Raw genomic sequence first — 13,703 nt, 5'->3', positions numbered from 1 at the left:
AAAACAGATGAAGTATACGGTCATTACAGGAGCAAGTTCAGGGATTGGGTTTGAGACGGCGAAAGTTCTCGCTGCAAAAGGAAAGTCGCTTGTCCTCGTCGCCCGGCGGAGCGATCAGCTCGAAGCGTTACGGGACGATTTACTGAAGACCTATCCGGAACTTGATATCATCCTTCATTCAGTCGACTTGACGGAGATGGCGAACGTGCATCAGTTGTATGACGACGTCAAGCACCTTGAAATCGAGACGTGGATCAACAACGCCGGATTCGGAGACTTCGACAACGTCAAAGACATCGAAATCGGAAAAATCGAGAAGATGCTTCGTTTGAACATCGAAGCGTTGACGGTCCTGACGAGTCTCTACGTCCGTGACCATCATAACGTCGAAGGGACAACCGTCCTCAACGTCTCGTCAGGCGGCGGCTACCGGATCGTTCCGAATGCGGTCACATATTGTGCGACGAAGTTCTATGTCAGTGCCTACACAGAAGGTCTCGCGCAGGAATTGCAACAATCCGGTGCGAAGTTGCGGGCGAAAGTTCTTGCACCGGCAGCGACGGAAACCGAATTCGCGGATCGCTCACGCGGGGAGGCAGGATTCGACTACAGCAAAAACGTCCCGCAGTATCATACAGCGGCAGAAATGGCGACGTTCCTCGATCAATTGCTCGAAAGTGATGCAATCGTCGGAATCGTCAATGCGGAAGATTATTCCTTCCAGCTACGCGGACCACTCTTTACGTACGTCGGTGGCGCGAACTCGAACTAATTGTAAAAAACCAAGCCTTCGCTTTTAATGCGGAGGCTTGGTTTTTGCGTTTAATTGTTGAAGCGGGTTCGTTTTACACTCACATTTGACAGTCAGTCAAATGCCTATGCCTTTTCGTGCACTATATTTTCCAGATACCCCATGTTTTCGACTATCGTAATATCCTTCTTGAAGCGTTGAATCGCATGAGAGAAGGTTTTTATATTCGTTCCTTTAGGATAACCGGAGCACACGTTTAAGATACTGTTGAGTTTTTCGCAGTCGCCGCCGATAAAGTAATGTGACATCACTTCCTTATCCGCGGAAGCGATCACGACAAATGTTGCAAAATCGAGAACATCTTCCACATGCTGTTCTTCAATTAATTTATCGGCAGTAAATGCCGTTTTGAATTCGTAGCTTTCGAACGACATAATACGCCCACGCAATACATCCAGGATGGATCGCCGATAGATGCAGTAAACGCCACAAATCGTCTCATAAGGCGGTATAAAAGGGTCGTCCATTACATTGACAATTTTTTCGTCGTCTTTATCGATGGGAATGGTCTGAAACCGCTTGACCATCATCTTGTCGACATAATCGATTTTTTTTGGCCTAAGTTCTTTTAGAGTACTTTCATGCAACGGGATGCGCATCCTTTCTTATGAATGTATCAATATCCCACTAATTGTAATATCTCAATTTGAACAAAATCAAAGTGTATTTTCGTCGCTGTAGCGATTTTTTTAGATAGAGCTACGCTGCTTTCAAAGCGATGAACGGTTGCAACCATGATGTCTTAATGAACAGATTAAACGCCATCCCCAAAACGAGGAGCAGTGTTTGACTATGAAGACAAAATGATATTAGACAATACCTCCTAAAAAGCGTCTTTTTTTCGTTGGTTTCCCCGTATAAATTCCTCGTTTTCCACAGTCTGAAAACGCCATTCCTAAAACTAGGAATGGCGTTTTTTTAAAGTTAAATGATTGGAATCGCAAGCGTCGAAAGTAAGCTGACACCTAAGAATAAGGCATAGCTGAAAAACGTCGCTTTTGCGTTTCGATCATGTTTATGTCCGAGAATCGCAAACAACAGAACTGCTAAAAACGTAAGTAGTGATAACGACAACAAGTGGTGTTGATCCGTTGAAGGAACGAGCGATTGAACCAAGTGGGCTAAACCAAGCGGTAAAACAATCAGTAAAAAATAGAAACCAAGCCGTGTTTCTGATGGAACTTCAGTTGCTTCGTCGTTCGGATCGATACGTGTGTACATTTTCATGGATCGTCACCTCCTTCTATTTCAGTATAAAGGAAGGGATGGTGAAACCTCGTTACAGTCCCGTAAGAACTACATAACAATTTGACTTCTAGATGACATCCAGATGTCGCCCCGTCTTGAATTTGTAAAAGTCAAAAAACATTTCGACAGGATATGTAAATAAGTGTAAAATGAAGCATCGAGTTACATCTCATCAAGGAGGGAACGACGTGCCTAAGGTGTTTCGCTATTTTTATCTGTCTGATTTGTTGGCCGTCGTCGGTGCGAGCATTTCCTATATCGCCATCTACTGGACGAGTGCAGAACGGTTGACGGCATTTCAGCTTGCCCTGTTGATTGGCGCCGTCTTTTTGACACGGTTCGTCGTCGCGACCTTTAGTGGTCCGTTGATTGATCGTGTCGACCCGGTCCGCTTACTCAAGGGGACGGTTGCCGTCCGGACGGGATTATTAGTTTTGACAGCAATCGGCTTGCAACTGTTTTCCGGCTCGACCGGACTATTGATTGCATTATTGATTGCTCAGACGGTTTTACAGACGATTGGCGGAAATACGGCATTCAAAGTCGTGGTCCGACTTGTCGAAGCAGACCGTCTACCGGTCGCGAATGCCTACTTGAGTACACTCGACCGAATCGGGACGTTAAGCGGACTCTTGATTGGCGGCGTGCTGATTGCGAGCTTTTCCATCGAGACGATTTTACTGATGGAAGCCGTCCTGCATGGCGCAGCGTGGCTGTTGCTCCTGTCCATCAAGCCTGCTGCACCCGGGGGAGAAGGGAAACAGAACCGGTACATCGACGCGTTGACGGAAGGACTGACGTACTTAAAACAAGACCGGCAACTGATGCAAATCTTAGGATTCGCCGTCATCGCCAACTGGATGATTACACCCGCGAATACGTTACTCGCGCCGTTCGCGAAAGACGTCGTCGCTGGCGGAGCAAAAACCTTTTCGGTACTGGAACTCGCCCTCGTCATCGGTGGCATTCTCATGTCGCTGCTCTATGCCCGGTTCGCGAAACAAGTCGCCCACAGTCGACTGTTCCGGCTGTCCGTGTTGTTACAAGGCCTCTTTATCATCATCCTCAGCTGGACGGATACCGTGTCGCTCGCTTTCACCGCGCTCTTTTTACTGGGTGCTGCCCTCAGTTTATTCGGAATTCCGTTTTCGACGCTGCTCCAGCAAACGACGCCGGATTTACTGCTCGGACGGGTCCGCTCGGCGATGGTCGCCGTCTCGACACTTTGTTCTGCGGTCTGTTACGTCTTATCCGGTTATATGACGACCTTCCTGTCAATCGAACACGTTTTTCTGTTTTTCGGCGGTTCAGGACTGGTCGGTGCCGTATTCTTGATGCTTACATCACGTCACGCAGCTAGTAATATCAGTCAGGACAAGGCAGGATAAGGAAATCGGTCTTAAGGTGGAGGGCAAGCGCTTTCTTTCGCAGTACACTTAATAAAAGAAGAACAAAAGGGGATAGCGACGATGGATGGTCTGATGATGATAGCATTGTTATTTTTAATTCCGATTAGTGGGATGACGGTGTTGTTGAATCTGTTATGGCGACGAATTGAAGTAGAATAATATGAAGAAATGAACGGACTGCCGTAAGCCGGCAGTCTGTTTTTATTGCGAAATTTTAGGGGGAGAATCATGAAGAAAATCATCATCATCGGTTCCGGCGGTTCGGGGAAATCGACGTTCGGACGTCAATTGCATGAACAAACCGGGATTAAGGTGTCACATCTCGATGCGTTGTTCTGGAAACCGAATTGGGTTGCCGTCCCGCGGGACGAGCAAATAGAGGTGCAACGGCAGTTGATGGAACAACCGGAATGGATCCTTGACGGAAACTACGGCGGAACACTCGGGATGCGGCTTGACGCCGCCGATACGGTCATCTTTCTCGACATGCCGCGGACCGTTTGTGCGTACCGGGTCATCAAACGTAATCTGAAGTACCGCAACCGGACACGGCCGGACATGGGGGAAGGCTGCATCGAACAATTCAGCTGGCAGTTCCTGAAGTGGGTCTGGCAGTACCCGAAAGCGCGGCGACCGGGTGTCTTACGCCAGCTTGACGAAGTGCGACATGAGAAAAACGTCGTCATTTTGTCATCGAAGCGTGACGTACAGGCGTTTTTAAATCAGCTTTGATGCAATTTGGTTTGCGTTAGTCAGTTTTTCATAATCACTTTTGAGCATGGACATAATCAGTTCGTCAAAATAAACCCCATTATAATTTATCGATTCACGGAGTATACCTTCCGTTACAAACCCTGCTTTTTTATAAGCTGCTATCCCATTTGCATTATGACTATATACTTCAAGTTGAAGTCGATTCAATCGTAGTTTGTTAAATACGAAGTGCAACGTTAATTGTAAAGCTTCCGAACCATAACCTTTTCCTGTTAATTTCAATGAACTCATGGAAATTCGAAATCCTGCTCGCTTATTTTCTTGATCTATCTCAAAAACAGACAATTCTCCTATCATTTTATTGTTACTGTTGAGACAGATTGCAAAATCATATCGTGTTGAATCGCTGTTTATAATTTTTATGTGCTGTTGAATTTGCTCTAATGTAAAGATTGCTTTAGTTGCCGTCACATATCGGATTTCGTCGTCTTGAGATGCTGCTAGCAGTAGAGGTGCGTCTTTTATTGTTAATGGACGTAAGTGAATGCGTTCCTGATGTAGTTGCATGTTAAATCCTCCTATGGTCAGTTTTTTTATTAACACACATGCAAAATAAAAATAAAGAAGCTTAACGTTTATCGACGACTACCTTACCATCCTGATCTAAAAGGGGTGTCATTCCGCTCACCCCGAGACCGCTTGTCATCAAATAATTTACGCCGGTCTGCGTATCGACGACGATTTTGATAATCCCTCCACTGAGGTGTTGTTTTGATTTCAACACGAACCGTTTATCACGCATACTGTACTCGTCTCCTTCTTATTTTAGCTGCGTAGCCAGAAACAAACATAAAAATTAAATTCTTCAGCGGACATAGCGCTATTACTATTAAGATAACTGAATTTGAAAGGAAAAAGACCGTTTTGACTGCGAAAATCACAGTCGAAACGGTCTTTTTTCAGTCGATTATTCGATTAGTTTGCTCCGACGGCTTCCGCCTCAAACGCAAGCACTGGTCCGAATACTTCGTAATGCAGTTGCTCCGTCGCTCCTTGCCAGTTCGACGCGACGAACCGAATCATCGCTTCCGGTCCGCAGACGAAGGCGATTGCAGACTTGTCGACGTTTTGAATGACTTCTTCCGTCAATCGACCGGAAGTTGTCCCTGTTTGTGCATGCCGTTCCGCATAACGGATGACCGTTGCACCGGCTGTTTCCAGGCTTGCGAGACGCGTCGAAAAGGCGCGGTCGCGGTCATCTTGAATCGCGACGTAGAGCGTGACGGACCGACTTGCCGCAAGTGCTGCATCGGCAATCGCGAGCAAGGGTGTCAGACCAATCCCGCCAGCGAACAGGACGACGGGTGCTTGACCGGTTGGTAACGCAAAAGTACCGGCAGGTGCACTGAGCAGGACCGTATCGCCGATGTTTGTTGCGTCATGCAATTGCTTCGACACGCTTCCGTCGCGTTTGACGGCAATCGTGTAAAACGCATCACCAGGGCGATTGATTAAGCTGTACTGCCGGTTTTGCCACAGTCCTGCCGGCGTTTTGATTCGGAGCGTCACGTATTGTCCGGGTGTAAAGGCCGGTAACGTCAAGGCATGTGTTGGCTGCAAGGTAAACGATTTGATATCCGACGCTTCTTCAGTGATTGCAGTCACCGTGAAGGTCTGATATCCAGTGAAGCCTTTTGCCTGTTCGTCTTGTGCATAAAGTTCGGCTTCAAGCGTCATGAACAAATCAGCGATTTCCTGATAGGCGAGTCCCCACGCGTCGATGATTGCCGGAGTTGCTGCGTCGCCTAAAACTTCTTCAATCGCGCGCAACAGTTCTGTCCCGACGATTGGATACATCTCCGGTTTGATTTGCAGGCTCCGGTGTTTATGTAGGACGGGCAGGAGCGTTGGTTTTAAGACGTCGAGTTGATCGATGTTCGCAGCTGCCGCATAGACGGCGTGAGCGAGGGCTTGCGACTGACGGTTTGTTTTTTGGTTCGTCTGATTAAAGATGTGCGTCATCTCCGGGTGCCGTTCAAACAGGCGTTGATAAAAGACACGGGTGATCGCTGGTCCGTGTTCTGCAAGAACAGGGACGGTCGACTTGATGAGTTGAATCGTTGTTGCGTTTAACATATGACCACTTCCTTTTCAGTTCGTTCTCCCACAGTATTAGAGCTTTCGTCCGAAAATACAACATATAAAATACTAGATTAAAAATGAAAGTGAATTTTGTCACAAACGTGCCATCGATTCGTCAAGAAACGGACAAAAACCACTGACTAGTGTCAGCGGTCAAGTCGGAATCCAAAGTTTTGAGAAATCAAGGTAACCGAACGAATCGATGACGAGGTTCTGCAGTTCGATCGGATAAGGAATGAGTCGCGTATCATCAAACAGCGGGATGAAATAGGAGGCGTCGATGACGTAGCGCTCGAACGACTGGTGGAGCAGCATCCAGTCTTCAAACGGTGTGTCGTCATATAGTTGGATACGCCGTTCCATCTCCGGCATCTGACGGTACAGCTTGGCCGGCGGAGAATATTCATTCGTTAAGAACTGATGGAACGCGACCGTCAAGTTGCGCTCGAACACTTCCGCGTGGATCGCGAGATCGATGTCGGCGAAAGCGTGCAGGTCGGTGATACTTTCTTTGAATCCGACCGGAACGAATTCATAAGGAATGCGTTGGCGGTCGAACATTTCACATAACCAGTACGTCACGTTTTCCGTAAAGTCCGTCAGTTTAATCCGGATCGGCCGGTCGAACGTGACGGGTGGTCCATCGGGAACGACGTATTCTTGACTAAACTCACCGAGAAAGCCGCGGACGTTCGGTGTACCGCGCTCGTTGAACTCGGTGATAAAGGGGCGGACGGAAGCAATCAGACGGTGGATGTAGTGCCGCGCCTCCTCACTTTCGAAGGCGCCGCCCGGACGGGGATTCAAGAAAATCAAGCCGAATCCGGACTGGGTGGCAATCGTCCCGGTTGCGCTCGATTCCGATAACGACGTCCGGTAAACCGGATCGTAGGCGTCCGGCATCTGGATGAACTCGATCCGGTCGAGTAACGCCCGGACGCCGTAAAAATTCGCGAACGCCTGTAAGACGGTTTTTTTATCATCCTGTTGCGTCAGTTGAAACGGACCGGTCCCGATTCCTTCTTTATGAATGCTCGTGTGAAGTGTCGCAAGCTTCGGTAAAATCGAGTTCCGTTGCTGATCAAGGATCAGGTCGACCCGGTACGGTCCGTTCGATTTAATCTGTTCGACGTGGCGATACGACCAGGCGTAAGCAGGAAAGGCGATCAGTTCCCGTAAACTTTTTGTGACATCTTTACTCGTCATCAGTGAACCGTCGTGGAAGCGGACGTCTTTTCGTAAATAAAGCGACAAGGTGTTGCCTTGCCAAGCATAGTGATGGGCAAGTTCCCCTTTAAGCAGACAGTCTTCATCAATCCAAAACAAGCGGTTAAAGACATTTTGGACGAGGTGGGCACTATGGATATCGGCTGCTTCGAGCGGATGAGCCGTCAAGAAGGGCCGTTTCCGCGGAATGAGTAAAGCGTCGGATGCCGTTTGGACATAACCAAATTTTTGTTCGAGCCGCCGCATGAACCGCCCGGTCTGAGCAGGGGACCAGTCCCAACTGAGCTGTTCCGTCACGGCGTCAATCGATTCCCGGTCGATCCGCTCGAGCAGCTGACGGGCCAGTTCGCGCTCGACGTGCCGCAACCAGACGAGCTCCGACAAATGTCCCCGCCCTTGACCACTCGTATAATCAAGCCAACCGTCGTCTTGCCAGCGCTTCAAATAACGTTTGAATTGTTTCGGACTCAAATGAACCGTATCGGCGAGTTGCTGGATCGTATAGTGTCCGTCGCGACAGGTTTTCCATAACGTAAAGAGATACGTTTCCATCAGTTGCTCCTTCCTTTAAAAGGGGACATTAATTTATGAAGATGTCCATTTTTCAATCAATCTGTCTTGTTTATCATACAGGTAGAGAATGGAAGGTGACAATATGAAATGGAAAGATATACCTAAACCAATTAAAGTCAGACTCGTAACATCCTTTTTTAACCGGACGGTGTCATTCGCCATCATGCCGTTCATGGCCTTATTGTTCGTCGATGCCTTTAATAAAGTCATTGCCGGATTGTTTTTAATCAGTACCGTCTTCTTAAGTTTCTTCATCGGATTGATCGGCGGGTACCTCGCCGATCGTTTCCCGAGAAAACGGTTGCTCGTCCTCTCGACGACAGCGACCGGCTTGATGTTCCTTGCGATGACGATCAGTCTTGCCGTCAATCAGATGATTGCCTTCACGATTGCCTACGCCATCTTTACCGTCACGAGTAACATCGGGCGACCGGCGATGGGGGCGATCATCATTGACGCGACGACGCCGGACAATCGGCGGGCGGTCTATGCGATCGATTACTGGTTGATCAATCTCTCGATTGCACTCGGGACGGCACTCGGAGGCTGGCTCTACGTCAGCAACAAACTGTTCCTGTTCAGCTTATTGACGTGTACGTCGCTTCTCTTACCGGTCGCGTATCACTTCCTGCTCGACGAATCGAAACACGTCTGGCGGAAGCAGCCGTTCCGGTCCGTCCTGACCGACATCACGAACAGTTACCGGATCGCCTGGCGCGACCGCCCGTTCGTCAAGGTCGTGCTCGGTTCGATGTGTATCCTCGCCGCCGAGTTTTCGATGGGCAGTTACGTCGCCGTCCGGCTGGCGGACGAGTTCAAGACCGTCGAAGTCGGTGGTCTCCTCGTCAACGGTGTCCGGATGGTCAGTCTGATCAATATCGAGAATACGATTCTCGTCGTCTGTTTGACGTTTTTCATCCAACGGCTTGCGAACCGATTTTCTAACCGGAAGACGCTTGTCGCGGGACTGGCGTTATACCTGGTCGGCTACATGACCGTCACGAGTGCGAATTCGATGACCGTCCTGTTGACGTTCATCTTCATCGCGACGATCGGGGAATTGTTGTATTCCCCGACGTTAAACGCTGAAAAAGCGAATATGATGCCGGAAGATAAACGCGGCGCCTACTCGGCGTTCGCCGGGACGTCCCACGCCGGGGCCGACTTGATTTCACGCTCGACGATCATCCTCGGAGCGGTCCTAGCCCCGTTCATGATGAGTGTCTATATCGGATTGATCGTCTTCCTCGGATTAGTCTTAGCGTATTCGGGTCTTTACATGAAAGAAGTCGTCGAGACGAAACGAAACGTCTCGTAATCCAAAAGGAGTGGATAAAATGGAGGAATTGACAACGGAGCGGCACCGTTTACGACGCTGGCGCATGAGTGACGCTGAAGATTTATATGCCTATGCGAAAGATCCGCGTGTCGGACCGAACGCGGGCTGGGCACCGCACGCGTCCATCGACGAAAGCCGCGCCGTCATTACGATGTTTCAAGAAGCGAATGATGGTTATGCAATCGTCGACCGAGCGACGGACCAGGTCATCGGCAGCTTCGGGATGCATACGCGCCGACCGGTCGAGGCACTGGCTGGCAAAAAACAAGTCGAGTTCGGATTCGTCCTGCACCCTGATTACTGGGGACAGGGACGGATGCCTGAGATTGTCGACGCGGCACTTGCTGTCGCTTTTGTGGAGCTTGAGATGGAGATCGTCTGGTCTGCCCATTTTGATTTTAACGGACAATCGCAACGCGTCATCGAAAAAATGGGCTTCCGCCACGTGCTCGACCGACCGTTCGTCATGGAGCGGATTGACGGGCGGACGGTGACGAGCCGGTTGTATCAATGGACGCGGGAGCGGTATGAAGCGGAACGCAAGCGAAACGTACCGGAGGATCTAACATGCTGACGATTTATCTGACGCGGCATGGCGAAACCGAATGGAACATAGAACAGAAGCTGCAAGGCTGGTCGGATTCACCGTTAACTGAAAAAGGAAAAAGAAATGCCTGTCAGTTAGGTGAAAGGCTGAAGTCTATCGCATTTCAAACGGTCTATTCCAGTCCGAGTGAAAGAAGTTTATGTACGGCTCGATTGATGATGCAGGGACGGACGTGTCCGTTTGTGATCGAGGAGGATTTAAAAGAGATACATTTTGGGGACTGGGAAGGGCAAAACAGACAGGTGTTAAGTGAGAACTATCCGCAAGCCTATTTCAACTTTTGGAATGCGCCACATCTGTATATATCAGAAACAGGTGAAAACTTCTTTGAGCTGAAACGACGTGTTCTTGCATTTTTTGAGAAACTGAAAAGTCGACATCAAACAGGAGAGGTTCTAATTGTCACGCACACAGTCGTTATTAAAATATTGTTGGCCACTTTAAAAAAGCAACCGCTTGAAAAATTATGGTCAACACCTCCATTCATAAAGGATACATCCTTGACGATTATTGAATGCGTTGAGGATCAGCTTAAAATTGTGCTAGAAGCAGACATAAGCCATATCCAACAGCAGGAACAGGTTATGGAACGTTAATTCTAAAAGATCGACATTAGAGAAAGTAATTTTTAATGAAGAGGGCTGTTTGACGGAGGGGAAGTGGAACTTTTTTCTCCCTGTCAGACAGCCTTCTTTTAATCAATGCTCATGTTTGTTTCATACCTGTAATCGCTCTAACGGTGTCAAGGAAGACGTGATCAACTCTTCGCTTTCGATAACGATTGCAGTCAATCCGCTGTCAGTTCTGGTTTCGTGCCATTCGCCGCTATCCCAAAACACGGCATCACCGCTCTGGACTTTAACGGATGTATCGTCTTCACTTCTAACCCAGCCTTCCCCGCTCACAAGTAAAAGCAACTGGGGAACAACCGCTTGATGATAACCAATTAACCCGGCGACATCTAAATGGACACACCCTATATGAACGGGCTTCTCTGTCTGCGTGATCCGCGACATTACAAAATCAGAGTCGAATTTTGTGATTTTTTTCCCGGTCTCTTTTGTGAATCGATAAAGTTTCATATAATTCCCCCGATGCATTGTTTGCTACCTGATTTAATTTCGCTGACGTTTAGAAATAACCAGTTGCAGGACGATGCTAATCAGGCCTGCTATGACAAATTTGAACAAGTAGTTATCCGTTAATCCAATGAGGACGTAACCGTTGATTTTTTGAAGTAAGGTCGCTTCAGGGACCCAGTCGATGACAAATCCGATCCCGAACAGTGCCGGCAGGCTAAGTACTAGATAGACAATGATGAAGGAAAGTAGAAACGTTTTGATTTTCAAGCTAACTCACCTCTATCGCGATGTATTTATGACTGCAAAAGTACAATGATCAGGATAAAAGTAGAAAAAGATCCAGCAGACAATAAGATCAACATCTTCGGGCGATTGATTTCTTGTGAAGGTTTAAATACTTCTTTTGAAAGTGTCATCCAAATGACTAAAGAAACGATGATCACTAAAAATAAAAAATCTTCAGGCATCAGTCAGTCCTCCTTCAATTCACTTTAATCTTCAGATCGTAACCAGCTAATATAGATATTTAAATTAGTATTAACCCCTTTTGATTCTAATAGTCGTGCAACTTGTTCTTTTGAAATGTAAAAGCTTGCACTTGTATTCAAAACTAAATGCGTCAAGTATTGGGAAAGAGAGTCAAGGATGTCGGAATCTTTCGTTTTATCAATATGTTTCATCAGTTCATGAACTAATTGTTCTTGTTCTAGACCAATGGTCATCCAAGAAGCGAATGCATCCAAAACGGTGTCAGTATCCTCACTTTGAATATATTGATTAATTTCTTCAACTGAAGGATAACTCGCATAAAACGCATCAAGATCTAGTGGTTCTAAGTCTGGTTCTTGGATCAGCCAGCGGGATAGAAAATCTTGAAAGGTTGGAGCGACTTCGCGTGTGGATGCATCTGAAATGTCTAGGTACCAGATGGATGGATTTTTATCATCATGATCAAAGTTTAAGTAGTAAAAATAAATCCCTTCGCCGTCACCAATAATGACATGTTTGCCTACGACATCCCATTCCGGTAATATATGCTTCGTCGATTTGACGAACGATTCGTAGCTGAGCCCTTCGAGATAACGGATTGGTAAATAACTCGCATCTCCAGGCTCAGACCATGTGTTTTCAAAATCTACCGAAACAGTGTTATACAGGATGGTACCTCCGTTTTGATCTCTTAACAAGGTGAGAAAAATTTCCGGGAATGTCACCTGTAGTTCAGTTTCAATTTGATGGACCTCATTTTCCGATAAAGGTGCGAGAATACCATAATCGTCTTCTTTATCCCAAATGTTCATTATGTTCATTTTTCATCTCCAATCAAAAAAGTATGTAAAAGAATGAAGGGTTCCTTTTTAATAAAATCCATTTTTTTGTGAACAAAATCACTTCTGCATCTGTCGTTTCGTAAGCAGCATCGGTAAGAAAAAGTAAAGATTCATACTGATCATCGAAATGAGATAACTGCTCAAAATGACGATGATTCCATTGACTCCAGTCTGATGTAAAACAAATTGTGGTAAAAAATAGGCGGCGAGTCCGATGGCGATGACCCATGTCCCTGACGAGATGGATAACCATATGATGACGACGAGATAAAGCAACCCGATCGCATAACTGACAGGGAGCGAAAACGTCACGGTCGGTGAATCGATGAAGCGGTCGGCAAAAACGGTCACCAAGATACTGACTGAAAATAAGCCGCCGAACAGTCCGGACAGCACCTTTTGACGGACAGGACTGACCGGATGCGTCGAAAGGTACCGCAAGATCAACGCGAGGCAGACGATGAGTAATGCAACTGCGCTCGCAAAACTCAATAACAGAATGGCGCTGTAGGAGACGGCACCCGTAAAGAGCTGTTGAAAAAACGAAAAACTGGATCCACCTACTAACACAAGCCCGAAGATTTGCAGCAATCCTTTCCAATCAAAGGCCAGTTCGTTCGAAATCGACTGGATGTAAGCAGCCGGACTATCGCCGGTAATGGATTTGACCGATTTGCCGTCCGTCTCAGCGTCGCGCAAGTGATCCGCGAGTTCGCTGACGATGTCTTGCGTCGCCTGTTCATTTTTTCCGGAAGCTAACAAATAGATTTTTAAGTCCTCTAAAAAACGAGTTGATTCAGTGGATAAGGGATGCATCCATCATTCCTCCTTTAAAATCTGGTTGACGCTTGTCGAGAGTCTCTCCCAACGTGCCGAGAAAGCGGTCAGTTCGTCGCGTCCTGCCGAAGTGATGGCATAATACTTTCGTTTCGGTCCGCTCGGTGAGACCCGTTGCGTTGCTTCAATCCAACCCAATTTTTGCATCCGCATCAATAACGGATAAATCGTTCCTTCGCTGACGTCAGCAAAGCCATAGGTCGCAAGCTTCGTTGCCAGTTCATAACCGTAGACTTCTTCTTCTGCGATCAACGCTAGTAAACAACCGTCAAGAATGCCCTTTAACATTTGAGTAGATGACATATGAATTCCTCGTTTCACTATCTTGTATTGCAAGGTAAATATAGTTTATCACTCAATAACTTGTAATACAAGGTAGTGAA

The 13,703-nt window shown here is 47.2% G+C and carries 18 protein-coding genes; 6 read left to right on the top strand and 12 right to left on the bottom strand.

From position 1 onward, the window contains the following. Window positions 1-7: 7 nt before the first annotated feature. Complete coding sequence (locus KNP96_RS05695; protein WP_214769420.1) at window positions 8-772, top strand: SDR family NAD(P)-dependent oxidoreductase; 765 nt, start codon at window positions 8-10, stop codon at window positions 770-772. Between the two features lie 104 nt (window positions 773-876). Here the strand turns inward: KNP96_RS05695 and KNP96_RS05690 are convergent, their stop codons facing one another. Both KNP96_RS05690 and KNP96_RS05685 read right to left on the bottom strand, forming a co-directional pair. After that, window positions 877-1,398, bottom strand: a complete 522-nt coding sequence (locus KNP96_RS05690) for a hypothetical protein (RefSeq protein WP_214769418.1) — start codon at window positions 1,396-1,398, stop codon at window positions 877-879. Window positions 1,399-1,735: 337 nt separating this feature from the next. After that, complete coding sequence (locus tag KNP96_RS05685; protein WP_088836975.1) at window positions 1,736-2,038, bottom strand: hypothetical protein; 303 nt, start codon at window positions 2,036-2,038, stop codon at window positions 1,736-1,738. A 209-nt stretch (window positions 2,039-2,247) separates the two neighbouring features. Between KNP96_RS05685 and KNP96_RS05680 the strand changes: the two genes are divergently transcribed. Together KNP96_RS05680 and KNP96_RS05675 are read left to right on the top strand one after the other, a co-directional pair. Then, the gene (locus tag KNP96_RS05680) at window positions 2,248-3,447 is read left to right on the top strand and encodes an MFS transporter (protein WP_214769416.1); all 1,200 of its coding nucleotides are present in this window, start codon (window positions 2,248-2,250) and stop codon (window positions 3,445-3,447) included. Between the two features lie 249 nt (window positions 3,448-3,696). After that, window positions 3,697-4,200: a DNA topology modulation protein gene (locus tag KNP96_RS05675; RefSeq protein WP_214769414.1), complete on the top strand. Its 504-nt coding sequence runs from the start codon at window positions 3,697-3,699 to the stop codon at window positions 4,198-4,200. Here KNP96_RS05675 and KNP96_RS05670 read toward each other — a convergent pair. The 4 genes from KNP96_RS05670 to KNP96_RS05655 form a co-directional block, all read right to left on the bottom strand. Next, window positions 4,186-4,749 (bottom strand): GNAT family N-acetyltransferase, encoded by a 564-nt coding sequence (locus KNP96_RS05670; protein ID WP_214769412.1) that lies wholly within the window; start codon window positions 4,747-4,749, stop codon window positions 4,186-4,188. The two genes, KNP96_RS05675 and KNP96_RS05670, sit on opposite strands and share 15 nt — an antisense overlap. Window positions 4,750-4,810: 61 nt before the next feature. Continuing rightward, window positions 4,811-4,984: a DUF6440 family protein gene (locus KNP96_RS05665; protein WP_214769410.1), complete on the bottom strand. Its 174-nt coding sequence runs from the start codon at window positions 4,982-4,984 to the stop codon at window positions 4,811-4,813. Between the two features lie 173 nt (window positions 4,985-5,157). Next, the gene (locus KNP96_RS05660) at window positions 5,158-6,318 is read right to left on the bottom strand and encodes a globin domain-containing protein (RefSeq protein ID WP_214769408.1); all 1,161 of its coding nucleotides are present in this window, start codon (window positions 6,316-6,318) and stop codon (window positions 5,158-5,160) included. A 159-nt stretch (window positions 6,319-6,477) separates the two neighbouring features. Beyond that, window positions 6,478-8,103, bottom strand: coding sequence for an ABC transporter substrate-binding protein (locus KNP96_RS05655; RefSeq protein WP_214769405.1), 1,626 nt, complete (start codon window positions 8,101-8,103; stop codon window positions 6,478-6,480). A gap of 103 nt (window positions 8,104-8,206) precedes the next feature. On the opposite strand from KNP96_RS05655, the gene KNP96_RS05650 reads away from it, so the two are divergent. Genes KNP96_RS05650 through KNP96_RS05640 form a run of 3 tightly spaced genes read left to right on the top strand, consistent with a single transcriptional unit; the run spans window position 8,207 to window position 10,666 of the window. Next, the gene (locus KNP96_RS05650; protein WP_214769402.1) at window positions 8,207-9,442 is read left to right on the top strand and encodes an MDR family MFS transporter; all 1,236 of its coding nucleotides are present in this window, start codon (window positions 8,207-8,209) and stop codon (window positions 9,440-9,442) included. Between the two features lie 19 nt (window positions 9,443-9,461). After that, on the top strand, window positions 9,462-10,037 hold the full coding sequence (locus tag KNP96_RS05645) for a GNAT family N-acetyltransferase (RefSeq protein ID WP_214769399.1): 576 nt from the start codon (window positions 9,462-9,464) through the stop codon (window positions 10,035-10,037). Next, window positions 10,031-10,666: a histidine phosphatase family protein gene (locus KNP96_RS05640; protein WP_214769397.1), complete on the top strand. Its 636-nt coding sequence runs from the start codon at window positions 10,031-10,033 to the stop codon at window positions 10,664-10,666. The genes KNP96_RS05645 and KNP96_RS05640 overlap by 7 nt, the downstream gene beginning before the upstream one ends. 120 nt (window positions 10,667-10,786) lie before the next feature. On the opposite strand, the gene KNP96_RS05635 is transcribed toward KNP96_RS05640, so the two are convergent. The 6 genes from KNP96_RS05635 to KNP96_RS05610 form a co-directional block, all read right to left on the bottom strand. Next, a complete protein-coding gene (locus tag KNP96_RS05635; RefSeq protein WP_214769395.1) occupies window positions 10,787-11,152 on the bottom strand; it encodes a cupin domain-containing protein in 366 nt (121 codons plus the stop codon). A gap of 33 nt (window positions 11,153-11,185) precedes the next feature. Then, a complete protein-coding gene (locus KNP96_RS05630; protein WP_214769393.1) occupies window positions 11,186-11,419 on the bottom strand; it encodes a hypothetical protein in 234 nt (77 codons plus the stop codon). Window positions 11,420-11,445: 26 nt separating this feature from the next. Further along, window positions 11,446-11,619, bottom strand: coding sequence for a hypothetical protein (locus KNP96_RS05625; RefSeq protein WP_214769391.1), 174 nt, complete (start codon window positions 11,617-11,619; stop codon window positions 11,446-11,448). Between the two features lie 24 nt (window positions 11,620-11,643). Continuing rightward, window positions 11,644-12,462: an SMI1/KNR4 family protein gene (locus tag KNP96_RS05620; RefSeq protein WP_214769388.1), complete on the bottom strand. Its 819-nt coding sequence runs from the start codon at window positions 12,460-12,462 to the stop codon at window positions 11,644-11,646. Between the two features lie 78 nt (window positions 12,463-12,540). Further along, entirely contained in the window at window positions 12,541-13,299 is a 759-nt protein-coding gene (locus KNP96_RS05615) for a hypothetical protein (RefSeq protein WP_214769386.1), read from the bottom strand. A 3-nt stretch (window positions 13,300-13,302) separates the two neighbouring features. Further along, window positions 13,303-13,623: a PadR family transcriptional regulator gene (locus tag KNP96_RS05610; protein ID WP_214769383.1), complete on the bottom strand. Its 321-nt coding sequence runs from the start codon at window positions 13,621-13,623 to the stop codon at window positions 13,303-13,305. Between the last annotated feature and the right edge of the window lie 80 nt (window positions 13,624-13,703).

The sequence above is a fragment of the Exiguobacterium sp. s133 genome (assembly GCF_018618595.1).
Classification (GTDB): Bacteria; Bacillota; Bacilli; order Exiguobacteriales; family Exiguobacteriaceae; genus Exiguobacterium_A; species Exiguobacterium_A oxidotolerans.
Note: the sequence above shows the minus strand (reverse complement) of the source record. Positions and strands in the feature narration are given on the sequence as shown.

Excerpts from the sequence above, each read along its gene's own strand:
- KNP96_RS05695 (WP_214769420.1), top strand. The coding sequence starts at position 8 with ATGAAGTATACGGTCATTACAGGAGCAAGTTCAGGGATTGGGTTTGAG.
- KNP96_RS05685 (WP_088836975.1), bottom strand. The coding sequence starts at position 2,038 with ATGAAAATGTACACACGTATCGATCCGAACGACGAAGCAACTGAAGTT.
- KNP96_RS05675 (WP_214769414.1), top strand. The coding sequence starts at position 3,697 with ATGAAGAAAATCATCATCATCGGTTCCGGCGGTTCGGGGAAATCGACG.
- KNP96_RS05670 (WP_214769412.1), bottom strand. The coding sequence starts at position 4,749 with ATGCAACTACATCAGGAACGCATTCACTTACGTCCATTAACAATAAAA.
- KNP96_RS05665 (WP_214769410.1), bottom strand. The coding sequence starts at position 4,984 with ATGCGTGATAAACGGTTCGTGTTGAAATCAAAACAACACCTCAGTGGA.
- KNP96_RS05660 (WP_214769408.1), bottom strand. The coding sequence starts at position 6,318 with ATGTTAAACGCAACAACGATTCAACTCATCAAGTCGACCGTCCCTGTT.
- KNP96_RS05655 (WP_214769405.1), bottom strand. The coding sequence starts at position 8,103 with ATGGAAACGTATCTCTTTACGTTATGGAAAACCTGTCGCGACGGACAC.
- KNP96_RS05650 (WP_214769402.1), top strand. The coding sequence starts at position 8,207 with ATGAAATGGAAAGATATACCTAAACCAATTAAAGTCAGACTCGTAACA.
- KNP96_RS05645 (WP_214769399.1), top strand. The coding sequence starts at position 9,462 with ATGGAGGAATTGACAACGGAGCGGCACCGTTTACGACGCTGGCGCATG.
- KNP96_RS05640 (WP_214769397.1), top strand. The coding sequence starts at position 10,031 with ATGCTGACGATTTATCTGACGCGGCATGGCGAAACCGAATGGAACATA.
- KNP96_RS05635 (WP_214769395.1), bottom strand. The coding sequence starts at position 11,152 with ATGAAACTTTATCGATTCACAAAAGAGACCGGGAAAAAAATCACAAAA.
- KNP96_RS05625 (WP_214769391.1), bottom strand. The coding sequence starts at position 11,619 with ATGCCTGAAGATTTTTTATTTTTAGTGATCATCGTTTCTTTAGTCATT.
- KNP96_RS05620 (WP_214769388.1), bottom strand. The coding sequence starts at position 12,462 with ATGAACATAATGAACATTTGGGATAAAGAAGACGATTATGGTATTCTC.
- KNP96_RS05615 (WP_214769386.1), bottom strand. The coding sequence starts at position 13,299 with ATGCATCCCTTATCCACTGAATCAACTCGTTTTTTAGAGGACTTAAAA.
- KNP96_RS05610 (WP_214769383.1), bottom strand. The coding sequence starts at position 13,623 with ATGTCATCTACTCAAATGTTAAAGGGCATTCTTGACGGTTGTTTACTA.